The 20930-nt window shown below is 65.7% G+C and carries 22 protein-coding genes; 8 read left to right on the top strand and 14 right to left on the bottom strand.

Features of this window, described 5'->3' with window-relative positions; translation table 11 throughout:
- Position 1 precedes the first annotated feature (1 nt).
- From ruvC to pdxT, 3 genes are read right to left on the bottom strand one after another with little or no spacing between them, the layout of a single operon-like run.
- Entirely contained in the window at positions 2-580 is a 579-nt protein-coding gene (gene ruvC / locus J7I85_RS20490) for a crossover junction endodeoxyribonuclease RuvC (RefSeq protein WP_214856526.1), read from the bottom strand.
- A gap of 31 nt (positions 581-611) precedes the next feature.
- The gene (locus tag J7I85_RS20485) at positions 612-1367 is read right to left on the bottom strand and encodes a YebC/PmpR family DNA-binding transcriptional regulator (protein WP_214856514.1); all 756 of its coding nucleotides are present in this window, start codon (positions 1365-1367) and stop codon (positions 612-614) included.
- A gap of 3 nt (positions 1368-1370) precedes the next feature.
- Positions 1371-2102 (bottom strand): pyridoxal 5'-phosphate synthase glutaminase subunit PdxT, encoded by a 732-nt coding sequence (pdxT, locus tag J7I85_RS20480; RefSeq protein ID WP_214856507.1) that lies wholly within the window; start codon positions 2100-2102, stop codon positions 1371-1373.
- Between the two features lie 91 nt (positions 2103-2193).
- Here pdxT and J7I85_RS20475 point away from each other — a divergent pair, with 91 nt between their 5' ends.
- Both J7I85_RS20475 and J7I85_RS20470 read left to right on the top strand, forming a co-directional pair.
- Entirely contained in the window at positions 2194-3483 is a 1290-nt protein-coding gene (locus tag J7I85_RS20475; RefSeq protein WP_214856500.1) for a Mur ligase family protein, read from the top strand.
- Positions 3480-4232, top strand: a complete 753-nt coding sequence (locus J7I85_RS20470; protein ID WP_214856492.1) for a type 1 glutamine amidotransferase — start codon at positions 3480-3482, stop codon at positions 4230-4232. Before J7I85_RS20475 ends, J7I85_RS20470 begins: the two co-directional genes overlap by 4 nt.
- 43 nt (positions 4233-4275) lie before the next feature.
- Here J7I85_RS20470 and J7I85_RS20465 read toward each other — a convergent pair whose 3' ends face one another.
- Entirely contained in the window at positions 4276-5592 is a 1317-nt protein-coding gene (locus tag J7I85_RS20465) for a CapA family protein (protein ID WP_214856490.1), read from the bottom strand.
- 100 nt (positions 5593-5692) lie between these two features.
- Between J7I85_RS20465 and J7I85_RS20460 the strand changes: the two genes are divergently transcribed.
- A complete protein-coding gene (locus tag J7I85_RS20460; protein ID WP_214856483.1) occupies positions 5693-7705 on the top strand; it encodes a M3 family metallopeptidase in 2013 nt (670 codons plus the stop codon).
- A 158-nt stretch (positions 7706-7863) separates the two neighbouring features.
- Here J7I85_RS20460 and pdxS read toward each other — a convergent pair whose 3' ends face one another.
- From pdxS to J7I85_RS20430, 6 genes are all read right to left on the bottom strand, one after another.
- Positions 7864-8790: a pyridoxal 5'-phosphate synthase lyase subunit PdxS gene (gene pdxS, locus J7I85_RS20455; RefSeq protein WP_214856476.1), complete on the bottom strand. Its 927-nt coding sequence runs from the start codon at positions 8788-8790 to the stop codon at positions 7864-7866.
- A 135-nt stretch (positions 8791-8925) separates the two neighbouring features.
- A complete protein-coding gene (pgsA, locus tag J7I85_RS20450) occupies positions 8926-9546 on the bottom strand; it encodes a phosphatidylinositol phosphate synthase (RefSeq protein ID WP_214856474.1) in 621 nt (206 codons plus the stop codon).
- Positions 9536-10123 (bottom strand): HIT domain-containing protein, encoded by a 588-nt coding sequence (locus tag J7I85_RS20445; RefSeq protein WP_214856473.1) that lies wholly within the window; start codon positions 10121-10123, stop codon positions 9536-9538. Before J7I85_RS20445 ends, pgsA begins: the two co-directional genes overlap by 11 nt.
- Before the next feature lie 20 nt (positions 10124-10143).
- Positions 10144-12108 carry a threonine--tRNA ligase gene (thrS, locus tag J7I85_RS20440; protein ID WP_251024635.1) on the bottom strand — a complete coding sequence of 655 codons (1965 nt, stop codon included), beginning with the start codon at positions 12106-12108 and terminating at the stop codon, positions 10144-10146.
- A 203-nt stretch (positions 12109-12311) separates the two neighbouring features.
- Complete coding sequence (locus J7I85_RS20435; protein ID WP_214856453.1) at positions 12312-15908, bottom strand: DNA polymerase III subunit alpha; 3597 nt, start codon at positions 15906-15908, stop codon at positions 12312-12314.
- On the bottom strand, positions 15905-16270 hold the full coding sequence (locus tag J7I85_RS20430) for a DUF6504 family protein (protein WP_214856451.1): 366 nt from the start codon (positions 16268-16270) through the stop codon (positions 15905-15907). The genes J7I85_RS20435 and J7I85_RS20430 overlap by 4 nt, the downstream gene beginning before the upstream one ends.
- Before the next feature lie 143 nt (positions 16271-16413).
- Between J7I85_RS20430 and J7I85_RS20425 the strand changes: the two genes are divergently transcribed.
- Entirely contained in the window at positions 16414-16800 is a 387-nt protein-coding gene (locus tag J7I85_RS20425) for a hypothetical protein (RefSeq protein WP_102972335.1), read from the top strand.
- Positions 16801-16976: 176 nt separating this feature from the next.
- On the opposite strand, the gene J7I85_RS20420 is transcribed toward J7I85_RS20425, so the two are convergent.
- Positions 16977-17303: a chorismate mutase gene (locus J7I85_RS20420; protein WP_214856449.1), complete on the bottom strand. Its 327-nt coding sequence runs from the start codon at positions 17301-17303 to the stop codon at positions 16977-16979.
- Positions 17304-17317: 14 nt separating this feature from the next.
- On the opposite strand from J7I85_RS20420, the gene J7I85_RS20415 reads away from it, so the two are divergent.
- On the top strand, positions 17318-17740 hold the full coding sequence (locus J7I85_RS20415; protein WP_214856447.1) for a VOC family protein: 423 nt from the start codon (positions 17318-17320) through the stop codon (positions 17738-17740).
- A 66-nt stretch (positions 17741-17806) separates the two neighbouring features.
- Here J7I85_RS20415 and J7I85_RS20410 read toward each other — a convergent pair whose 3' ends face one another.
- Positions 17807-18556 carry an SOS response-associated peptidase gene (locus J7I85_RS20410; RefSeq protein WP_214856434.1) on the bottom strand — a complete coding sequence of 250 codons (750 nt, stop codon included), beginning with the start codon at positions 18554-18556 and terminating at the stop codon, positions 17807-17809.
- Between the two features lie 102 nt (positions 18557-18658).
- Here J7I85_RS20410 and J7I85_RS20405 point away from each other — a divergent pair, with 102 nt between their 5' ends.
- Positions 18659-18916, top strand: coding sequence for a mycoredoxin (locus J7I85_RS20405; RefSeq protein ID WP_214856427.1), 258 nt, complete (start codon positions 18659-18661; stop codon positions 18914-18916).
- Positions 18917-18980: 64 nt separating this feature from the next.
- Here J7I85_RS20405 and J7I85_RS20400 read toward each other — a convergent pair whose 3' ends face one another.
- Complete coding sequence (locus J7I85_RS20400) at positions 18981-19232, bottom strand: hypothetical protein (protein ID WP_214856419.1); 252 nt, start codon at positions 19230-19232, stop codon at positions 18981-18983.
- A gap of 160 nt (positions 19233-19392) precedes the next feature.
- On the opposite strand from J7I85_RS20400, the gene J7I85_RS20395 reads away from it, so the two are divergent.
- Entirely contained in the window at positions 19393-19755 is a 363-nt protein-coding gene (locus J7I85_RS20395; RefSeq protein ID WP_214856417.1) for a VOC family protein, read from the top strand.
- A gap of 67 nt (positions 19756-19822) precedes the next feature.
- Here J7I85_RS20395 and J7I85_RS20390 read toward each other — a convergent pair whose 3' ends face one another.
- Positions 19823-20572, bottom strand: coding sequence for a lipoate--protein ligase family protein (locus J7I85_RS20390; protein WP_214856409.1), 750 nt, complete (start codon positions 20570-20572; stop codon positions 19823-19825).
- A 22-nt stretch (positions 20573-20594) separates the two neighbouring features.
- Here J7I85_RS20390 and J7I85_RS20385 point away from each other — a divergent pair, with 22 nt between their 5' ends.
- Positions 20595-20885, top strand: coding sequence for a DUF2177 family protein (locus J7I85_RS20385; protein WP_308159571.1), 291 nt, complete (start codon positions 20595-20597; stop codon positions 20883-20885).
- Positions 20886-20930 lie beyond the last annotated feature (45 nt).

Genomic DNA, 20930 nt, shown 5'->3' with positions numbered 1-20930 from the left:
TTCACCGTGCACGGCGCGCCTTGGCCTCCGCCTCGGCCCACGCGCGCTGGGCGGGCGTGAGCGACTGGCTGCCGGGGCCGGTGGTGGCTACGGTGGCACCGCTGCCCGCCCGCCAGGCGTGCGTGATGGCGAGGGCCAGAGCGTCGGCCGCGTCCGCGGGACGCGGCGGAGCATCGAGCCGGAGAATCTTGGTGACCAGCTTGGTGACGGCCTCCTTGTTCGAGGAACCGCTCCCGGTCACCGCCGCCTTGACCTCCGACGGCGTGTGTAAAGCTACGGGGATGCCGCGCCGGGCCGCGGCCGCGATGACGACGCCGGAAGCCTGGGCCACGCCCATGACCGTGCTGACGTTGAGCTGCGAGAAAACACGTTCCACCGCCAGCACGTGCGGCTCGTAACGGTCGAGCCAGTCGTCGATGGCCAAGGCGATCACCAGCAGCCGCTGGTCGAGGGTCTCCTCGGGCGACGTTCCCACCACGCCAACCGCCACCATGGTGGCCCGGCGGTTCTTTTCGACGTCCACCACGCCGATGCCGCAGCGGGTCAGTCCGGGGTCGATGCCAAGTACGCGCAGCGTCACGTGCAACCGCCCCGGTCCGCCACGCCGAAGATCACTCGGCGTCCAGGGCAGCCTGAACTTCGTCGCTGAGGTCAGCGTTGCTGTAGACGTTCTGGACGTCGTCGAGGTCCTCGAGGGCGTCGACGAGCTTCATGAATTTCTTGGCGGCATCCAGGTCCAGCGGCACCTCCATGGAGGGCACGAACTCGGCCTCGTCGGTGTCGTAGTCGATGCCGGCTTCCTTGAGCGCGTCGCGGATGGCCTGCAGGTCCTTCGGGTCCGAATGGATTTCGAAGGTCTCGCCGTTGTCCTTGACTTCCTCGGCGCCGGCGTCCAGCACCGCCATCAGGACGTCGTCCTCGCTGAGGCCGTTCTTGGGCAGGGTGACAACGCCCTTGCGGGAGAACAGGTAGCTGACCGAACCGGGATCGGCGATGGTGCCGCCGTTGCGGGAGATTGCGAGGCGGACCTCGGAGGCCGCGCGGTTCTTGTTGTCCGTGAGGCACTCGATCAGGAGCGCCGAACCCTGCGGGCCACGGCATTCGTACATGATCTCGGTGTAGTCCACGACCTCGCCGGTGAGGCCGGCGCCGCGCTTGATGGCACGGTCGATGTTGTCGGCGGGAACCGACGTCTTTTTCGCTTTGGTGACGGCCAGTTCAAGGCCGGGGTTGCCGGAAAGGTCCGGGCCGCCCATGCGGGCGGCAACTTCGATGTTCTTGATCAGCTTGGCGAACGACTTTGCCCGGCGGCTATCAAGGATGGCCTTCTTGTGCTTGGTCGTTGCCCATTTGGAGTGGCCTGACATGCTTTACGCTTCTCCTCTGATCATGCGGATAAAAAGTTCATGCACGCGCTTCTCGCCTGTCACTTCCGGATGGAAGGAGGTGGCCAGCAGCTGGCCTGAACGCACTGCAACAATTCTAGCCGTGCCCTGCAGATCGGCCGCGTGGGAGGCGTGCTCCTGGTCGGCCGGTTCCACCTGCGCCAGGACTTCAACGCCAGGGCCCACGCGCTCCACCCAGGGGCCGCGGATGAACACCGCGTGCACCGGCGCCACGCCGTGCTCAGTGGCGCTGAACTCCAGCCCCTTGAATTCAAGATCAGTCTCAAAGGATTCCCGCTGGCGGCCGAAGGCGTTGCGGCGCACCGTGATGTCCAGGCCGCCGAACGTCTGCTGGGGGTTGCCGGCCAGGTCTGCGGCGGGGTCGGCGATGTCGTGCGCCAGCAGGATCATGCCCGCGCAGGAGCCGTACACCGGGAGGCCCTCGGCGATCCGCTGGCGCAGCGGCTCGGCGAGGTCGAACGCGCGGGCCAGCTTGTCGATCGCCGTAGACTCGCCGCCGGGGATGATGAGTCCGTCGAGTCCGTCGAGCTCCGCGGGTCGGCGGACACCCACGCCGGCGGCGCCCGCTGTCTCGACTGCCCGAAGGTGCTCACGGAAGTCGCCCTGCAGCGCCAGGACGCCTATGCGCAGGCCAGTGCCGGGCTTTTCGGGCACGCCGGCAGGGCGCGGAAGGGCGCTGGAAAGGGAATCGGTCATCCAAACAGCATAGTGTCCCGGCGGCGGGCAGCCGCTCCCGCCGCCGGCCGTCCGCCACATTGCATGCCGTTGCTGGGATATATTACAGAGCATGTTTTCCCTTAGCGTTCCGCTCGGCAAGTTCGTTCGCCGGGTTTCCCGGCTCAGAGGCGGAGGCTCTGCATTACCCGGTCTGGTGGTCGAAAAAATCGACCCCGGGTTCATGCAGCGGACCCTGTCCACCCTCCCCCACGGCGTGGCCGTAGTCAGCGGCACCAACGGCAAGACCACCACCACCAAAATGGTGGTAGAGCTGCTGGAAAGCCAGGGCCTGAAGGTGTTCACCAACCGCACGGGAAGCAACTTCACCCGGGGCGTGGCAGCCGCCCTGATCGGCGACGTCGACTGGCGCGGACGGCTCGAGGCCGATATCGCCGTGCTGGAGCTGGACGAGGCCCACGCCGTGCATTTCGTCAACCGCGTCCCGCCGCGCTACAGCCTCCTGCTGAACGTGCTCCGCGACCAGCTTGACCGCTTCGGTGAGATCGACAAGACAGCCCAGCTCCTCCAGCACATCGCCTCCAAGACAACGGGGACTGTGGTGCTGAACCGCGAGGACCCGCGGGTGGCCCGGATCGCCGGTACGCTGCAGGGCCCCGAGGTCCTCTACTTCGGCCTGGACGACTCCCTGCTGGGCACCTTCCCCAGCGACGATGAACTCCGCGCTGGGCCGGGCAGCCCCGTACCTGCGGTACCGCAAAGGCCCCAGGCCGACGTCGTTCTTCGCCGCGTGGGTGCCGATGACGCAGACTTTGAGTACGACGGCGTCACGGTCACCACCGGGATGAAGCTCCGCGGCGTCTACAACATCTTCAACGCCGCGGCTGCGCTGGCCCTGGCCCGCAGCATCTGCGGCAGCGGCGCCGCCACGGCGGACCACGGCACCCTGCTGAAGGCCCTGTCCGAGGTGGCCCCGGCATTTGGGCGCGGCGAAAGCCTCACGGTGGACGGGCTCCCGCTGGATCTGGTCCTGGTCAAGAACCCGAGCGGCTTCCGTCTGGGCCTCAAGTCGTTCCCCTCGGGCGGCTACGCCACGATGATCGCGATCAACGACAACTACGCTGACGGCCGCGACATGTCCTGGCTGTGGGACGTTGATTTCGACTCACTGCGCGCGGACGGCGTGGACCAGGTCAGCGGTTCCCGGGCGTATGACATGGCCCTGCGCCTGCAGTACGACGAAGTGCAGATCGGGGCGGTGGACACCGACATCCCGGCTGCACTGGCCGACTTCATCCGCAAGGGCAAAGGCAAGCCGAAGCGCGTCTTCTGCACCTACACCGCAATGCTCGCCATACGCCGTGAGCTGTCCAAAATCACCACAGTGGAGGTGGTCTCATGACCCCCGAATCGACCGCCGGCACTACCGCGTCAAAGGGAACCATCCGGGTTCTGCAGCTGTACCCGCGGGAGATGAACATCTACGGCGACTGGGGCAACGCCCTGGTGCTGCAGCAACGCCTGAAATGGCACGGATACACACCGGAGCTGCTCGAGTACAACGTGGGCGACGAGTTCCCGGAGGGCGTGGACATCATCCTTGGCGGCGGCGGGCAGGACAGCGGCCAGCTCGTCATCCAGGACGACCTCCAGTCACGATCCAGCCTCCTTAAGGGAATGGCCGAGGAAGGCACGCCGATGCTGCTCATCTGCGGGCTGTACCAGCTGTTCGGTCGCTTCTTCAAGACCCGCTCAGGCCCGGTCATTCCAGGCATCGGAGTTCTGGACGTGGAGACCCACGGCACGGATGAGCGGCTGATCGGCAACGTCAAGGTCACTACCGCCGAGTTCGGCGAGGTCCTGGGCTACGAAAACCACAGCGGCCAGACCACCCTTGGTCCCGGCGTCGAACCGCTGGGGACGGTGGCGAAGGGCACCGGCAACAACAGCAGCGACGGCCAGGAAGGAGCCCGGTACCGCAACATCGTGGCCAGCTACCTGCACGGTTCCCTGCTGCCCAAGAACCCGGCCATTGCCGACTTCCTGATCCGGACCGCCGTCGAACGCAAGTATGGAACCTTCACTCCCGGCGAAGCGGATGACCGCTTCGCCGTTCTGGCCCGCGAGCACGCGGCCCGCCGGCCGCGTTAGGAATAACCCGAACGGGTCAGCGTCCTGTTTCACCGCTCCAGATTCAACGTTCCTTGGTGACCAGCAGCTCCCGGGCTCCGGCCTGCGCCGCGCCCATCGACTCCACTACCTGCTTGGTCCGCAGCCGGGTGTCGGCGTCTGCCGCGGGACTGGCGCAGACGCCCTGCGGGGCGTCCGCGGCCACAGAGCACCAGCGATAGGGGGCGCTGACGATCACCGACGGCGCCCAGGCGACGTCGGATGCGGTCCACTTGCCGGCACTGTCCTGGCTGAACTGTGCCCGGAGCAGCAGGCCCTCGTTGTTGACAACATACGTCGGAGACAGTTCTGTCACGCCGTTGCCCAGGCCGTAGGCGATCCAGGTTCCCTTGTACTTTTCGACGGGAAGCACCGAGTGCGTGTGGTGCCCGTAGATCATGGTGAACTGGCCGCTGTCGGCCAGCGCGTGCGCCACTTCCAGCTGCTGGGCGTTCGGGGCACTGGCGTACTCGTCCCCCGCGTGCATGGCGGCCAGGACGATGTCCGCGCCCAGCTTTCTGGCCTCCTTGGCCTTGGCGATCATGGCGGGCGCGTCGAGCATGTCCACCTGCCACGGCTGTTCCGGGACCTGCCCGTTGAGTCCGTAGGTGCCCGCAATGACGGCAATCCGGGCGGCGTCGGTCTGCAGGATGAGGATGCCCTTGGACTCAGCCTGCGTGCGGTAGGAGCCGGTGTGCTGCAGACCTACTGTATCCAGCACATCCAGTGTCCTGGCGAGGCCCTCGGTGCCCTGGTCGATGGTGTGGTTGCTGGCCGTGGTGCAGGCACGGTAGCCGACCGATTTGGCGGCAGCGGCAATCTGCGGCGGGACGTTGAAGGAAGGGTATGCGGAGAAGGGTCCCCCGGGCAGGGCCACCGGCGTTTCCTGGTGGCAGATGGCTATGTCGCTTTGTTCGATGTAGCGCCTCTGCCCTTCCAGCAGCGGACCGAAGTCCAGTCCCTTGACCCCGCCGGCTACGGCATCTTCGTGGGCCTGTTGCCACAGCTGGGTGTGCACCAGCATGTCACCGGTGACCAGGACGGACGTGCAGCGGATCGCCGCGCACGCGGGACCGGCACCCGGGGTTGGGGTCGCAACGGCACTAGGTGTGGGGTCCGCCGTCGACGTGGGCGCTGCACTGCTCCCGGCGCTGGACTGCGCTGCCGGGCTCGAGGGCTGGCCGGCCGCACTGGCAGGCTGGCTGCCGGACTGGCTGCCGGACTCACTGGCCGGCTGCGGCCGGGCCTGCTCGGCGGCCACGCCGCAGGACACCAGCCCCGCCATCAGCAGTGCAGCAGCGGCCGCTTGAAACGCACGGCCAGAGACGTTGTTGTTCCCCATGACCCCAGCGTAAGTCCGCGGCCCGCCGACGGCAGGCAACCCGCCCGTAGAACCACGCCAAAACATTGTGCACCGCTGAGCTGCATGAAAGGGTTGCTTCATGACCAATCCCCTCCTCTCCCCCAGCGCCCTGCCCTTCGGACTGCCGCCGTTTGCCGGCATCGACGACGACCACTACGCCGAGGCGGTTGACGCCGGGCTCACCGAGCACCTGGCCGAGATCCAGGCCATCGTGGACAACCCCGGACCGGCCACGTTCGACAACACGGTACTGGCCATGGAGAAGTCCGGCCGGCTGCTGGACCGGGCCGCGGCTTCCTTCTTCACCCTGGTTTCGGCCGACGCCTCCGAGGCCATCACGAAGCTGGAGACCGAACTGTCGCCCCGCTTCGCCGCCCATCAGGATGCCGTGTACCTGAACCGGGCACTCTACGAGCGGTTCGCCGCCGTGGATACCGCGGGTCTGGACGCCGAAGCCGGAAGGCTCGTCGAGGAGTACCTCAAGGAATTCCGCCAGTCCGGGATTCAGCTGGACGACGCCGGCCAGGACCGGCTCCGTTCGCTGAACGCCGAACTGTCCCGGCTGGGCACGGAATTCGGGCAGCGCGTCAAGGAGGCGATGAAGTCCGCCGCCCTGCTGCTGGACAGCGCCGATGACCTGGCTGGCCTACCCGGAGACGAGATCGCCAGCGCCGCGGAAGCAGCCCGGGTAGCCGGGCATGACGGCAAGTTCCTCCTGACGCTTATCCAGCCAAGCAACCAGCCGGCCCTGGCCGCACTGGACAACAGGGACGTGCGCCGGCGGCTCTTCGAAGCGTCCGTGGCCCGCGGCAGCACCGGCGGTGACCTCGACGTCCTCAACGTTGTGAACTCCCTGGTCCGGCTCCGCGCCGAAAAAGCCGCCCTGCTGGGGTTCGCCAACTATGCCGAACTGGTGGTGGACCGGCAGACGGCTCCGGACTTCGGAGCCGTCCGGTCCATGCTGAACCGGCTGGCGCCCGCCGCCGTCCGGAACGCCGACGCCGAGGCAGCCGCCCTGGCCGAGAGCGCAGGCCACCCGCTGGAGGCCTGGGACTGGGCCTACTACTCCGCCAAGGTGCGGCGGGACCGGTACACGGTGGACGAGCAGGCCCTCAGGCCGTACTTCGAGCTGGACCGGGTACTGACGGATGGCGTGTTCTTCGCCGCGACCTCGCTCTTCGGCATCACCTTCCATGAGCGCAGGGACCTTGCCGGCTACCACGAGGACGTCCGGATCTGGGAGGTCCGGGACGCGGACGGAACAGAACTGGGGCTGTTCCTCGGCGACTACTACACCCGCGAAACCAAGCGGGGCGGGGCGTGGATGAATTCGCTGGTTGACCAGTCGGCACTTCTGGGCACCAAGCCGGTGGTCATCAACAACCTGAACATCTCCAAGCCGCCCGCAGGTGAGCCCACGCTGCTCACGCTCGATGAGGTGCGCACGGCGTTCCACGAGTTCGGCCACGCCCTGCACGGGCTGTTCTCCGACGTCACCTACCCCCGCTTCTCCGGCACATCGGTGCCGCGGGACTTTGTGGAGTACCCGTCCCAAGTCAACGAAATGTGGATCATGTGGCCCGAGGTGCTGTCCAACTACGCCCGCCACCATGCCACCGGGGAGCCGCTGGCCCAGGACGTCGTCGACCGGCTCAACGAGTCCCGCCTGTGGGGCGAGGGGTTCGCCACCACGGAGTACCTCGGTGCGGCGCTGCTGGATCTGGCCTGGCACGTTCTGGACACCGACGGCGTTCCGCAGGACGCCCTGGAATTCGAGGCGAAGGCACTGGCCGCGGCAGGGGTTGCCCATCCGCTGATTCCGCCGCGCTACCGCACTGGCTATTTCCAACACATCTTCGCGGGCGACGGCTACTCTGCGGGCTACTACTCCTACATCTGGAGCGAAGTGCTGGACGCCGAGACCGTGGACTGGTTCACCGAGAACGGCGGTCTCAGCAGGGCCAACGGCGACCGGTTCCGCGCCGAGCTGCTCTCCCGCGGCAACAGCCGGGATCCGCTCGAGTCGTTCCGCACCCTGCGCGGCCGCGACGCCGCCCTCGAGCCCCTCCTCAAGCGCCGCGGCCTCGAGTAATCGCCCCGCTCCCCAAAGTAGGTAGCACCACAGGGCGTTCCCCACGATGGAAACGCCCACAGCTGCTACCTTGTTGGGTTAGACGCACGACGACGGCCGGTCACCTTGGAAGGTGACCGGCCGTCGTCGTCGTACTAATTAGGAGCGCAAGGCGGCTGTTACCAGCCGCGCTCGGAGAGGCGGTGCGGCTGCGGGATCTCATCCACGTTGATGCCTACCATGGCCTCGCCCAGGCCGCGGGAGGCCTTGGCGATGACGTCCGGGTCATCGAAGAAGGTGGTGGCCTTCACGACGGCGGCCGCACGCTGGGCCGGGTTGCCGGACTTGAAGATACCGGAGCCGACGAACACGCCGTCGGCGCCGAGCTGCATCATCATGGCGGCGTCGGCCGGGGTGGCGATACCGCCGGCGGTGAACAGCACCACGGGAAGCTTGCCGGCCGCGGCAACTTCCTTGACCAGTTCGTACGGTGCCTGCAGTTCCTTGGCCGCGACGTACAGCTCGTCCTCGGGCAGGGCAGCAAGCTTGGCGATCTCGGCGCGGATCTGGCGCATGTGCCCGGTGGCGTTGGAGACATCCCCGGTGCCGGCCTCGCCCTTGGACCGGATCATCGCCGCGCCCTCGTTGATGCGCCGCAGGGCCTCACCGAGGTTGGTGGCACCACACACGAACGGAACCGTGAAGTTCCACTTGTCGATGTGGTTGACGTAGTCGGCCGGGGTCAGGACCTCGGACTCGTCAATGTAGTCGACACCGAGGGACTGCAGGACCTGGGCCTCGACGAAGTGACCGATCCGGGCCTTTGCCATGACCGGGATGGACACGGCGTCGATGATTTTGTCGATCATGTCCGGATCGGACATGCGGGACACGCCGCCCTGGGCGCGGATGTCGGCCGGAACGCGTTCCAGCGCCATGACGGCAACGGCACCGGCGTCTTCGGCGATGCGGGCCTGTTCGACGTTGACGACGTCCATGATGACGCCGCCCTTGAGCATCTCTGCCATGCCGCGCTTGACGCGGTTGCTGCCCGTCACGCTGTTGGCGGACGAGCCGGCTTCGTTGCTTACATCAGGTGTAGACACAAAAACCCCTATGGGTAGCTAGATGACCTTCGCCGGCAGCGCAGGCACGGACATGCCGTTTTTGCACACACCGGATTACCGGATCCATTGACCGGGCAGTTCTAATACTAGTCCCACGGCGGCAGCCCGGCTTAATCAGGTTTGCTCGGAGTCTTCCAGCGACTGGATGCGCACAGCCAGGACGCGCTGGACCACCGTGACGAGGCTAGCCGCCGCCAGCAGCACCAGGGTCGCCAGCAGCACAACGGGCGGCAGTCCGACGCCGGTGAGGCCGGTGATCACCAGCACGGAGACCAGCCGTTCAGCACGTTCGGCAATGCCCACGTTCGCCTGGAAGCCGAGGGATTCGGCCTTCGCCCGGACATAGGAGACCACCATGCCAAGGACAAGGCAGACGACGGCGGCAATGGCTATGGGGGCATCCTCACCGCCGGTGAAAAACCATATGGCCAGGCCGGCAAAGAGGGCACCGTCAGCCAACCGGTCCAGGCTGGAGTCCAGGAAGTTGCCCCAGCGCCCGCCGAGGTTCTGCATCCGGGCCATGATGCCGTCGATGACGTCGGAGAAGATGAAGAGGGTGATAAAGATCGTTCCCCACCAGAGCTGGCCCAGCGGATAGAACACCAGGGCCCCGACCACCACGCCGGCCGTTCCCACAATGGTGATGGCGTCCGGCGAGACGCCAATTTTCAGAAGCCAGCGTGCAAGCGGGGTAAACAGGGCGGTGAAGAACCCGCGCGCATGCCTATTCAGCATGCGTCTCCCCGGGCCAGGCGTCGGCAACCTGCTGGCGGACCTCGTCGAGCGTCTGCGTGATTGCCTTGGTCTGGGCGATGATGGGGAAGAAGTTTCCGTCCCCGCCCCAGCGCGGAACGATGTGCTGGTGCAGGTGGCCCGCGATGCCGGCCCCGCCCACAACCCCTTGGTTCATGCCTAGGTTGAAGCCGCCGGGATTCGCCACCTTCCGCAGCACCCGCATGGCGGTCTGCGTCAGGTCGGCGAATTCGGCGGTTTCCTCCACCGTCAGGTCCGTGTAATCGGGAACGTGGCGGTAGGGGCACACCAGCAGGTGGCCGGGGTTGTAGGGGAACAGGTTGAGCACCACGTAGCTCGTGCGTCCGCGGTACACGATGAGCGACTCCTCATCGGTGCGCGCGGGCGCGATGCAGAACGGGCAGTCGTCCTCGTTCTTGAACTGGTGCTGCCCGCCCTTGATGTAGGCCATGCGGTGCGGAGTCCACAGCCGTTGGAAGGCGTCAGGAACGCCGGCGAGGCCAAAATCGTCCGTTGCTTCCGCGTCCCCCGGATAGCCCGACCCTGTGTTCTCCTGCACGTGTGCCCCCTCCGCCGCGGCTAGCTGGTCCGGTTGCGGACGGCGTCCACGATCCGCTGGACAGCCTCGGCCACGGGCACGCCGTTGTCCTGGCTGCCGTCCCGGAACCGGAAGGAGACGGCGCCAGCCTCGGCGTCCTCACCGCCGGCGATGAGCACGAACGGGATCTTGTCCTTGCTGGCCGTGCGGATCTTCTTCGGGAAGCGGTCCGAGGAGATGTCCACCTCGGCGCGGATGCCGGCAGCCTTGAGCTTGTCGACGACGTCGAACATGTAGTCGTTGAAGGCCTCCGCCACCGGGATGCCCACCACCTGCACGGGAGCAAGCCATGCCGGGAAGGCACCGGCATAGTGCTCGGTGAGGACACCCATGAACCGCTCCACCGAACCGAACAGGGCCCGGTGGATCATGACCGGACGCTGGCGGGTGCCGTCGGCGGCCTGGAACTCGAGTTCGAAGCGCTCAGGCAGGTTGAAGTCGAGCTGGATCGTGGACATTTGCCAGGTGCGGCCCAGGGCATCCTTCGCCTGCACCGAAATTTTGGGGCCGTAGAACGCGGCTCCGCCCGGGTCCGGAACGAGCTCCAGCCCGGACGCCTCGGCCACTTCGGCCAGGGTGCGGGTGGCTTCCTCCCAGGTGGCGTCGTCGCCGACGAACTTGTCCTCGTTCTTGGTGGACAGCTCGAGGTAGAAGTCGTCCAGGCCGTAGTCCTTGAGCAGGCCAAGGACGAAGTTCAGTGTGGTGGTGAGCTCGTCCTTCATCTGCTCGCGGGTGCAGTAGATGTGGGCGTCGTCCTGTGTCATGCCCCGCACGCGGGTCAGGCCGTGGACCACACCGGACTTCTCGTAGCGGTAGACGGAACCGAATTCGAAGAGCCGCAGCGGCAGTTCGCGGTAGGACCGGCCGCGCGAGCGGAAGATGAGGTTGTGCATGGGGCAGTTCATCGGCTTCAGGTAGTAGTCCTGGCCGGGCTTGCGGACGGTGCCGTCCTCGTTGTGCTCCGCGTCGATGTGCATCGCGGGGAACATGCCGTCCCGGTACCAGTCCAGGTGGCCGGACACCTCGTACAGGTGACCTTTGGTGATGTGCGGGGTGTAGACGAACTCGTAGCCGGCATCCACATGGCGCTGCCGGGAGTAGTCCTCCATGGCCTTGCGGATTATGCCGCCCTTGGGGTGGAAGACCGGCAGGCCCGACCCGAGCTCGTCGGGGAAGGAGAACAGGTCCAGCTCGGCGCCAAGCTTCCGGTGGTCGCGGCGCTCGGCCTCGGCGATGCGTTCCTGGTAGGCCTTCAGGGCGTCCTTGGTGGGCCACGCGGTGCCGTAGATGCGCTGCAGCTGCTGGTTGTTCTGGTTGCCCAGCCAGTACGCCGCCGAGGAGCGGGTCAGTGCAAAGGCGTTGGAGATGAGCTTGGTGTTGGGCAGGTGGGGGCCGCGGCACAAGTCGCACCAGACGCTGTCCCCGCTCTTGCGGTCCACGTTGTCGTAGATGGTGATGTCGCCGGCGCCCACTTCGACGTTGACGCCTTCGCCGGCATCGGCGGCCTCGTTCTTCTTGCCCAGCAGCTCGAGCTTGTAGGGCTCGTTCTTCATGGCTTCGCGGGCCTCGTCCTCGGAGACGACGCGGCGGACGAACTTCTGGTTCTGGTTGATGATCTTGAGCATCATCTTTTCCAGGGTCTTCAGGTCTTCCGGGGTGAACGGCTCAGCGACGTCGAAGTCGAAGTAGAACCCGTCAGTGATGTAGGGGCCGATGCCCAGCTTGGCGTCCGGGCGCAGCTGCTGCACGGCCTGGGCCATGACGTGGGCGGTGGAGTGGCGCAGCACGTTGAGCCCGTCGGGGGAATCGATGGTGACGCCTTCAACCTCGGCACCCTCGGCAAGGGGCTGATCCAGGTCCTTAAGTTCGCCGTCAACACGGGCCACAACGACGTCGCGGCGCTCAAAGAAGAGTTCCGCGCCGGTGGTCCCGGTAGTCACCTTCATTTCTTCGCCATCGACGATGAGGGTGATCTGCTGGGCATCTGACACGGGTGTCTCCTATTCAAAGTTCAGGCTTCGTAGCTTGTGGCGTACGGGGACCACAGCCAGCCTCGTCAATGTTATCTGTTGCGGAAGTGGCGAGCCAAAGCGCCACGGCGGTGGCAAAGAGGAACATGGCGGTGGCAAAGCGGAAATGGGAGGGCCGGTCAGCTTCCGAGGCCGGTGATGGCCAGGTTTCTGCTGATGCCATCCAGCGGCCCCGGCTGCCAGAAGTCCTGTTCAGGTTTATCTGGTCCGACGTCCCTTGGTTCCCGATTTCCCGGGTCAGCGTTCCCCCGTTCAGGGAACGGCAGGGTGTCCACCTGGCTGAGGTCCCAGGCCATGCTGGCGCTGAGGCTAATGCCGCGCGGACCGGTCCGCCTGGTGGTTCCCCGGATCAGCAGCAGCCGGGTCCCGAACAGCAGCGGGCCCGCGTGCTCCTGGGCCTCGTGGAAGAACACGGAATCCACGCACCCGGTACCGTCGTCGATGCTGATGAAGACCACACGCCGGCCGCCGCGCATGGGCGGGGTCTGGGTGGCGATCCTCACACCGGCCACCAGTACCTCCGTGCCATTTCGCAGCCCCAGCAGCTTGTCCGCAGTGGTGACGCCCAGCCGGTCCAGGAGCGGCCGGTGGCTGGACATCAGGTGTTCGCTGACATCAACCGCCATCAGGTCAAGTTCCGCCCGGACATTCTCCACCGTGGTGGGCTCAGGAAGCCCGGGCTTGACGTTCCGCAACTCGATATCTCCGAGGGGCAGCGCGAGTTGCCCCTCAATGACCTCGGCGCCTTTCTTTACTGACTTGCTCTGCAGGCTTTGCAGGTGGTGGACAAGGTCTGCCCGGTTGGCTGTCCCGCCGGATTCCCGGTGCAGCGTGTCAAAGGCACCCAGTTGGGCAAGCCGCTTGATGCTGGGCTTGCTCAGCCTGGAGCGTGCCCTCAGATCCGCCAGGGAGTCATAGGGCTGGCCTGCAACGATCCGCTTCAGTTCAGAACCGGACAGCCCGAAGATGCCGTTGAGGCTGAGCCTGATTCCCAGCTTTCCACGGTCATGGCCCTCCGTGACACGCTCCACCCGGTATTCGGCACCGCTGCGGTTGATGTCCAGCGGAAGAATGGGGATGCCCATGCGCCGCGCCTCGGCCACAAGGAGACGCTTGGGGTACATGCCCGGATCGTGTTCCCACAGGCCCGCAAGGAACGCCTCCGGATGGTGGGCCTTCAGCCAGGCCGACTGGTAGGTGGGCACGGCAAAGGCGGCGCCGTGGGCTTTGCAGAATCCGAAACTGGCGAACGACTTTAGGGTGCCCCAGACCTTGTCCACTACCTCCGGCGAATAGTTCCTGACCTTTGCCTCGCGGCGGAAAAACTCCTCCACCTGGCCTTCCTTGACCTCGTTGCTCAGCGCCCTGCGGAACTCGTCGGCTTTCGCCAGCCCGCAGCCGGTCATCACATCAAAGGTCCTCAGGATCTGCTCATGGAAGACCGTCACCCCATGGGTTTCCTGCAGCACCGGCTTCAGGTCAGGGTGCGGGTAGGTCTCCGGCGCGAAGCCGTGCCGGTGTTCAAGGAAGGGCCGCACCATGTCCGATTTCATGGGCCCCGGGCGGAACAGTGAGATGTCGATGATGAGGTCGTTGAACTCGCGCGGGGCCATCTTGCCCACCAGCTCCCGCTGGCCTGGCGATTCGATCTGGAAGCACCCCAGGGTGTGCGTGCTTCTGATCAGCTCATAGGTCGGCTCATCATCCAGGGGAACGGCATTGAGGTCGATCAAGCCGTCCTCGGCGATGTAGTCCGGCCCGCTGCCACCAGGTCCAGCGGGATGGGCTCCGGCTGCCACCACTTCAGCCTTGGAGGGGTGGATCCGGATGATCTCCCGCACGGCAAAGGCCATGGCACTTTGCATCCTGACGCCCAGGACATCCAGCTTCAGCATGCCCATCGGGTCCATGTCGTGTTTGTCGAACTGGCTCATGGGCAGGCCAAGGCCGCTGGGCTGGACCGGGGTCCGGTCCAGCAGGGTGGCATCACCGAGGATCACCCCGCAGGGGTGCATGGAGATGTGGCGCGGAAGGCGGTCCAGCCGTTCGGTGAGGTCCACCAACAGGTCCAGCTGCTGGTTCTCAGAAAAGTCCCGCTGTTCCAGCCGTCCGGCGAACTCGCGAAGTTCCGGTTTTTCCTCCAGTGCCTCCCGGAACTTCCGTGCCGAAAAGCGCCACAGCTGTTTGGCAATCTCGCCGACATCGCCGTCGTCCATCCCCAAAGCCATACCGGCGTCCCGCACCGCGCCGCGAGCGCGGTAGCCGTTCTGCATGCTCATCAGCGTGACGCGCTGTGAGCCGAACCGGTCAAAAATTTTCCGGTAGACGTTGTGCCGCTCAGCGCTTTCCACATCGATGTCGATGTCAGGCAGCGTGGACCGGTCCCCGGAGAGGAACCGTTCGAAGATCAGGTCATGCTGGAGGGGGTTCACCTGGCTGATGTCGATCAGGTAGTTGACCAAACTGGAAGCGCCCGATCCCCGGGCTGCCGCCCTCACATTCATGTCAAGGATCATGCGGGAAACCTCGGCCACGGTGAGGAAGTAGGAGGCAAAGCCGAGGCGGGCGATGATCTTCAGCTCATGCTGCAGCCGGGCGCGCATGTCTGCTTCCGCCTTCCCGGAGATGCCGGGGAATCGCCGCGCAATACCGGCCTCACAGCGCTGGGCCAGTTCTGCCAGCGGATCCCCCTCAATGCCGATGACGGCGGCCTCGGGCACCACCGGCTGCTTCCAGCCCATGTCGGACACGGGATCCATGCGGCAACGGTCCGCGAGCGCCGCAGTCTGCGCGAGCAGCACCTGGAGATCGGCGGCACCGTAGCCGGCGGCATGGATGATCTCCTTGCCCAGCTCCACCATTTGGTCCGGGGATTTCAGCCAGCCCTGCCCGTTGGGCTGGAGCAGCGGCTCGGCGGAGAGTTCGGGCAGCGACTTGAGCGTGCGGGCCGAATCCAGGACGTCGGCGGTGGCCGCCCCGTCCTCCTCGCAGTAACGGACGGCGTTGGTGAGCACAGCCGGCACGCCATACTCCTGCGCCAGCTTGAGCATGCGGACCGCATGGGCCGTGCTCAAGGGCGCACCCGGTGCACTGAGGTGGGTCACGATCTCTGCCGCGACGCTCCCGGCGGGCATGGCGTCCAGCCAGCCTTTGAAAAGGGTGCGGGGCCGGAGGTACCGCCTCCCGCCCAGTGCGAGGCCGACGTCGGAATCCGGGCCCAACAGCACGGTGAGCACCGGCTTCAGGGTTTCCGGGTCCAGCACGCGTGAGGCGAGTTCAGCCCTGGTGACAGCAACGGGCACAGCTCCGCCGGCCTTGCCCGTGGTGCGGGCGTGTGCGTCGGAAATCAGCCGGCACAGTGCCTTGTACCCCGCACCGCTGTTATGGCCATGTGCCAGGACCACAACCCGTCCGGTGACGCGGGCTGCCGAAAACCGGGTTTTGGAAAATTGGACGCCAGCCATCTGCTCACCAGGTAACCCGGCGTCGTGGTCCTCCTCGTCGTCGAACACTGACAGATCCACGCCGACCACCGGGTCAATCCCGGCAGCCATGCATGCCTTGAGGTGTTTTACTGTGCCGTAGAGACCGTCCCTGTCAGTGCACCCAAGGGCGGTTGCCCCCTGGGCCGCTGCTGCCTGGGCAAGTTGGTCTGGCCAGGAGACACCGTAGTGGGCGCTGAAGGCGGTGGAAACGTGTAGGTGAGTGAAGCTCATGCTGATTTGTGATGGAGTGCGTCTTTGGTCCGGAGGGCGTCGTGGATACGGAGCAGCCGCCAGCGCCCGCTGCCGGCATGCCGCACCAAGTCAAGGGTTAGTGGTTCCAGTGGTTTTGCAGCCGGTGTTTCCGGCGGGCTGCTTCTGCCGGCAGGCACGACCTGCACCCGCCAGATCTCATGGTCCACAAGCCCGGGGCCGCTTCCCAGCGGGGCACGCCGCTCTTCGGCCCACCACTGGCGGCGTTCATACCAGCGCAAGGGTTCGGCGCAGACCCGGTATTCCCTGCCGCCCCACCGAAGCTCCGCTGGCTCACCGGTAGGTGCGCAGACGACGTCAACAGACTCGCTGAACGTTCCCATGGGTGCCTCCGGATACCAATCTCATCCTGCAGAAAATACGCAGTCATTCGAATATGTATTCGAATAGTTCCAGTCTACGCCGGGCCGGGGACAAAACCTAGATGGGTGTGGACGGACGGCGGCTCACAGGGCAGGATGGTCCCATGAGTTCCAATGACGCGCTCCTGAAGCAGGTAAGCATCGCCGCCAAAGAAAGCACATTGGTGGCCAGGTTCGATATCGACGGCAACATTCCAGCATCGGGCGCCTTTGTTGTGGGGCTCGTGGCTGCCACTCCGGATTATTCTCATCAACGGAGGCTGGGAATCGAGTTCATGAACGGCGAGGCGGTCTCGATCTACTCCTTCAGCCATGACGGCACGGAGGAGAACTTCGACCTCAGCAGCGTTGAGCACTCGGGCAACACCATCACGGGCAACTTCCCCATGAGCACGGTACTGGGGCTGGACAAGAGCCACCTGATGTCCGCGTTCAGCGAGGCCGACGGGCGGGAATTCCAGTCCGGCGTGCCTGTCGAGGAGAAGCTCTAGAGGGGCAGCGCCCCCGTGAGCGGCACCGGGCAGCAGCCCGGATCAGCCGGCCCCGCGCCTCGGCGCGCCCGTCAGCGGCGGGGCCCCCATTGCAGGATGCACCCGGCTGCGGGGGAACCCGTCAGCCGCCAGAACGCTTCAGCGGACGGAACGCGTCCGCCGCCAGAAGCAACAGTTCAGCTGTTGTCGTTGTGGATTTTCATCTCAAGCTCGATGAACTTCGAGATCATGGCCCGGTATGTGCTTTCCACGATGTCCGGGTCTATTTCTTTTTTCTCGGCGGCCAAGCGCACATGCTCGATGACCCGCTCCACGCGTCCCGGCGCCCGCACTTCGGCGTCGTCCCCTTTCAGGGTTCCCGCGATGCGGATCAGGCGCTCGCGGCGGGCGATCAGGTGGACGATCTGCTCGTCCACCTCGTCCACCGCAACCCGCACGGCGGCGAGCTGTTCCCGGTCAGCCTGGGCATTTTTCTCGTCTCCGTGATTTGTGGGCATGATCATGACAGTATCGAACCATGCAGCCCAGAGTCGATTTTATTTCATTGGGAGTGCGCAGCGTGGCCGCCTCCCGGCGCTTTTATGTGGACGGCCTGGGTTGGCCGGTCCACCGTGAGGTTCCCGATGAGGCGGTCTTTATCCAGGCCAACCACGGTCTGATTCTTTCCCTCTGGGATGCCGGGCAGATGCAGGCCGAGGCCACCGTTGATGCTCCCACCGCGGTCCCCTGCATTACGCTCAGCCACAACGTCGGCAGCGCCGAGCAGGTAAACCAGGTGATAGCCCAGGCAGAGTCGGCCGGCGCGACCGTCGTGGCCCCTCCCAAGACCCAACCGTGGGGCGGCTACACCGGATACTTCGCCGATCCGGACGGCTTCCGCTGGGAGATTGCCTTCAACCCCACCTGGACAGTGGACGACGGCGGCCAGGTCACCGTCTGATTGCAGGCTCGGCTCTGATTCCGGTCAGCTCCCCTGCCCGGCACCCGCAGCCTCAGAAAGTCAGGGTCAGAAGAGTGCCTCCACGGGCTCGATGAGCTCCGGGGAGTTGTTGCGAACGTTGCCCACGGCCTTGCCCACGGAATCCACCCGCCAGCCGGCGGCAACGTCCTTCACTCCGGACCGGACGAGGTCCACCAGGCCGGCGGCGTCATCAACCTGCGGGTCAAGCCAGGCCGCCATGGTGTCGCGGCTCATGGGCAGCGGGACGCGGTCGTGGAGCGATGTCAGTTCGGCGAACACCGTGCCTTCAGTTCCCGCCGGCGGCGAGTCCGCCGTCATGATGGACATCGAGAGCATCCACTGGGCTGGTTCACCCGGCGGCACGGACGGGTCCTTCCACCACTCGTACAGTCCGGCGAAGGCCATGGCGGACTCGTCACGGGGGTGGACGTAATAGGGCTGCTTGCTGCGGCCCTCGCCCTGTTTCCATTCGTAGTAGCCGTCCGCCGGGACGGCGCAGCGCCTCGACTGCACAGCCTTGCGGAAGGCCGGCTTCTCGAGGACCGACTCGCTCCGGGCGTTGATCATCTTCGCGCCGATGCCCGGGCTTTTCGCCCACGACGGCACCAGGCCCCAGCGGGCGACGTGCAGCTGGCGCACCGTATCGCCGTCGATAAGCCGTTCCAGGACGATAGGCGCGCCGTCTGTGGGCGCAACGTTCCACGACGGCGGGATTTCGGTTTCGTTCTCAAGCTCGGCGTCGAATTCGGCCAGCAGATCCCCCACTGCCCGGGCCATGACGTAACGTCCACACATGGCACCAGCATGCCATTGCAACAGAGGCTGGGGAATACCGGTGCCCGGGTTACGGTTGTGGGGAAGGAAACCGACAGGACCATATCAATCCGAGGAGAGCCCGTGGACTTTACCCCCGAAGACGGCACCATCACCATGTTCTCGACCACCTGGTGCGGCTACTGCAACCGGCTGAAGAAGCAGCTGGACGCCCAAGGCATCGGCTACACCGAGATCAACATCGAAGAGGTCGACGGCACGGCGGACCTCGTGGAGCAGATCAACGGCGGCAACCGCACCGTCCCCACCGTTCTCTTCCCGGACGGCACCGCTGCCACGAACCCGTCCGCAGCCGAGGTCAAGAGCAGGCTCGCCGCGTAGGGCTGAAGCCGCAGTTAAGATTCACCAGTAAAGGCACCGGAATCCGGTGCCTTTACTGTTTGGTTCAGACCTTTTCGTCGATCCGGTCCTGCACCGGCCTGCGAGCGTGGGCTTCTTTGCGGCGGGGCTCCTTACGGCGGGCCAGGAAGGCCCACAGTCTGGTGTCGTCCGCATGGGTCCGGGGTTCCGGATGGTCCACAGGCAACGGTTTCCCTGGCGCAGCTTCCGGCGGCGCCGGTTTCCGGTGCGTCTCAGGCTTTCGGACGGCATCCTTCCGGGTGTCCCAGCCGAAATCCGCCCGCGATGAATAGCACATCACCGACCTCCTTTTTCAGCGGCTGTTCCTTAATCGTCCTCTCCTGCGCATTTGAAATCGACAGGTCTGGGTACGAAAAATCCGGGCGAGCCCTGCTCCTGGCGACGGCCAGTCCAGCGCATTACCGTTCGAGTTCGTTCCCGCGTTCCAAAGGATTGCTGTGAATCCAGTTTCCCCGCAGATCGGCACCGTCTTTGTCCCCGTCAGCGATATCGAGGAAGCCCGCGACTGGTACTGCGGCATGCTGGGCGTGCCCGCCGATGACAAGGTCCTGCTGGACCATCTGTACATACTTCCCATGGAGGGGGCCGGCCTCGTCCTGGACAGCAAGATCTACTCCCCCGGCGCCGTTTTCCAGGTTCCTGCGTTCCACTTCAACACCGCCGACATCCAGGCCGCCCACGCCTTCATGAAAACCCGGGGCGTGCAACTCACCGAAGTCAACGATGACCAATGGTTCAACTTCCGGGACCCGGACGGAAATGTCCTCATGATCTGCCAGATCCCGCCGGCCACCGAATGAACGCGCCGGCTAAACCGGCCGCACAAACCGGGCCGAACAAACCGGGCGCCGGAGGCAGAGTGCAGCGCTAGGCGCGCAGACTGCTGAAGTCCGTCTGCCCCAGCGAGGCGTACTCCGCGTAGGTGCGGACCACCGCGTCCTCGATCGCCTGCACGTCAAGACCGGGCACAAGGTCGTTGACCGCGCCGGCGGTCGCGGGATCCCAGTCCAGCCCCAGGGCCGCGTAGCTGGCCGTGAGTACCTCGCGGATGGGCGCCGAGTTCTCCACCACGACGACGGAGCTGAACAGCCAGGCACCGGACACCACGCGCTGGGCTGTGCCCACCAGTTTGATCCGGTGCGCGGGGGCCTCGGGCGCGAAGCCGTGGACGCTGTATTCGCCCGGACAGTACTCCCCCGGAATCTCGCCGACGGCGGCGCGCACGCCGACGCTCTGGAGCGCCCCCGCCAGCATTTCGCCGAAAAATGCGAAACGGCCTTTGGCTCCGGCGATCGCGTCGCTGTGCGGCTCCACGTGGTCAATGATCAGCGTACCTTCGTGATACGCGGCTGCGCGGCCTCCCGCCTTGCGGATCAGCGGTTCGAACCCCAGGTCACGGCAGGCCTGGGCGGCAGCGCCGAAGCCGGGCAGGCGGGTGTCGCGCTGGCCGAAGGCAACAGTCGGTGCGGGCCGGTACAGCCGAAGCGTGGATCCGATGTCCCCAGCCCTGGCCTTGCCGAGGAGCTCGATCCCGAAATCAAGGTCGCGGACGGCGCCGAGGGACTGCTCCTGCCGGACGAGGGTCAGAGTCCGTGAATCAGCCCCGGCCTGCTGCATGTTGCTAAGCTCCCTTATGGTCGTGTCGCAATTTTTGGTCGTCGCCGGCGCCTTCGCCGTGATCGACGCCGTGTGGCTCAAGCTCATGAACCCGTTCTACCGCAGCCACATCGGTGAGTTGCTGGCCGACCGGCCCCATCTAGGGTACGCCGTGGCGTTCTATTTGATTTACATTGCGGGCATCGTTTTCTTTGCCCTGCGGCCGGCGCTCGACGGCGGCACCTGGCTGACCGCCGTCGGCCATGGGGCGGCGCTGGGCGCCTTCGCCTACGCATCGTACGACCTCACCAACGCCGCGACGCTCAAGACCTGACCGCTGCAGCTCATTGTTGTGGCCATGGCGTGGGGCGCCCTGCTG

This window comes from Arthrobacter sp. ISL-65 (assembly GCF_018613795.1).
GTDB lineage: Bacteria > Actinomycetota > Actinomycetes > Actinomycetales > Micrococcaceae > Arthrobacter.
The sequence above is the reverse complement of the archived record's forward strand: the minus strand, read 5'-3'. Positions and strand labels throughout refer to the sequence as shown.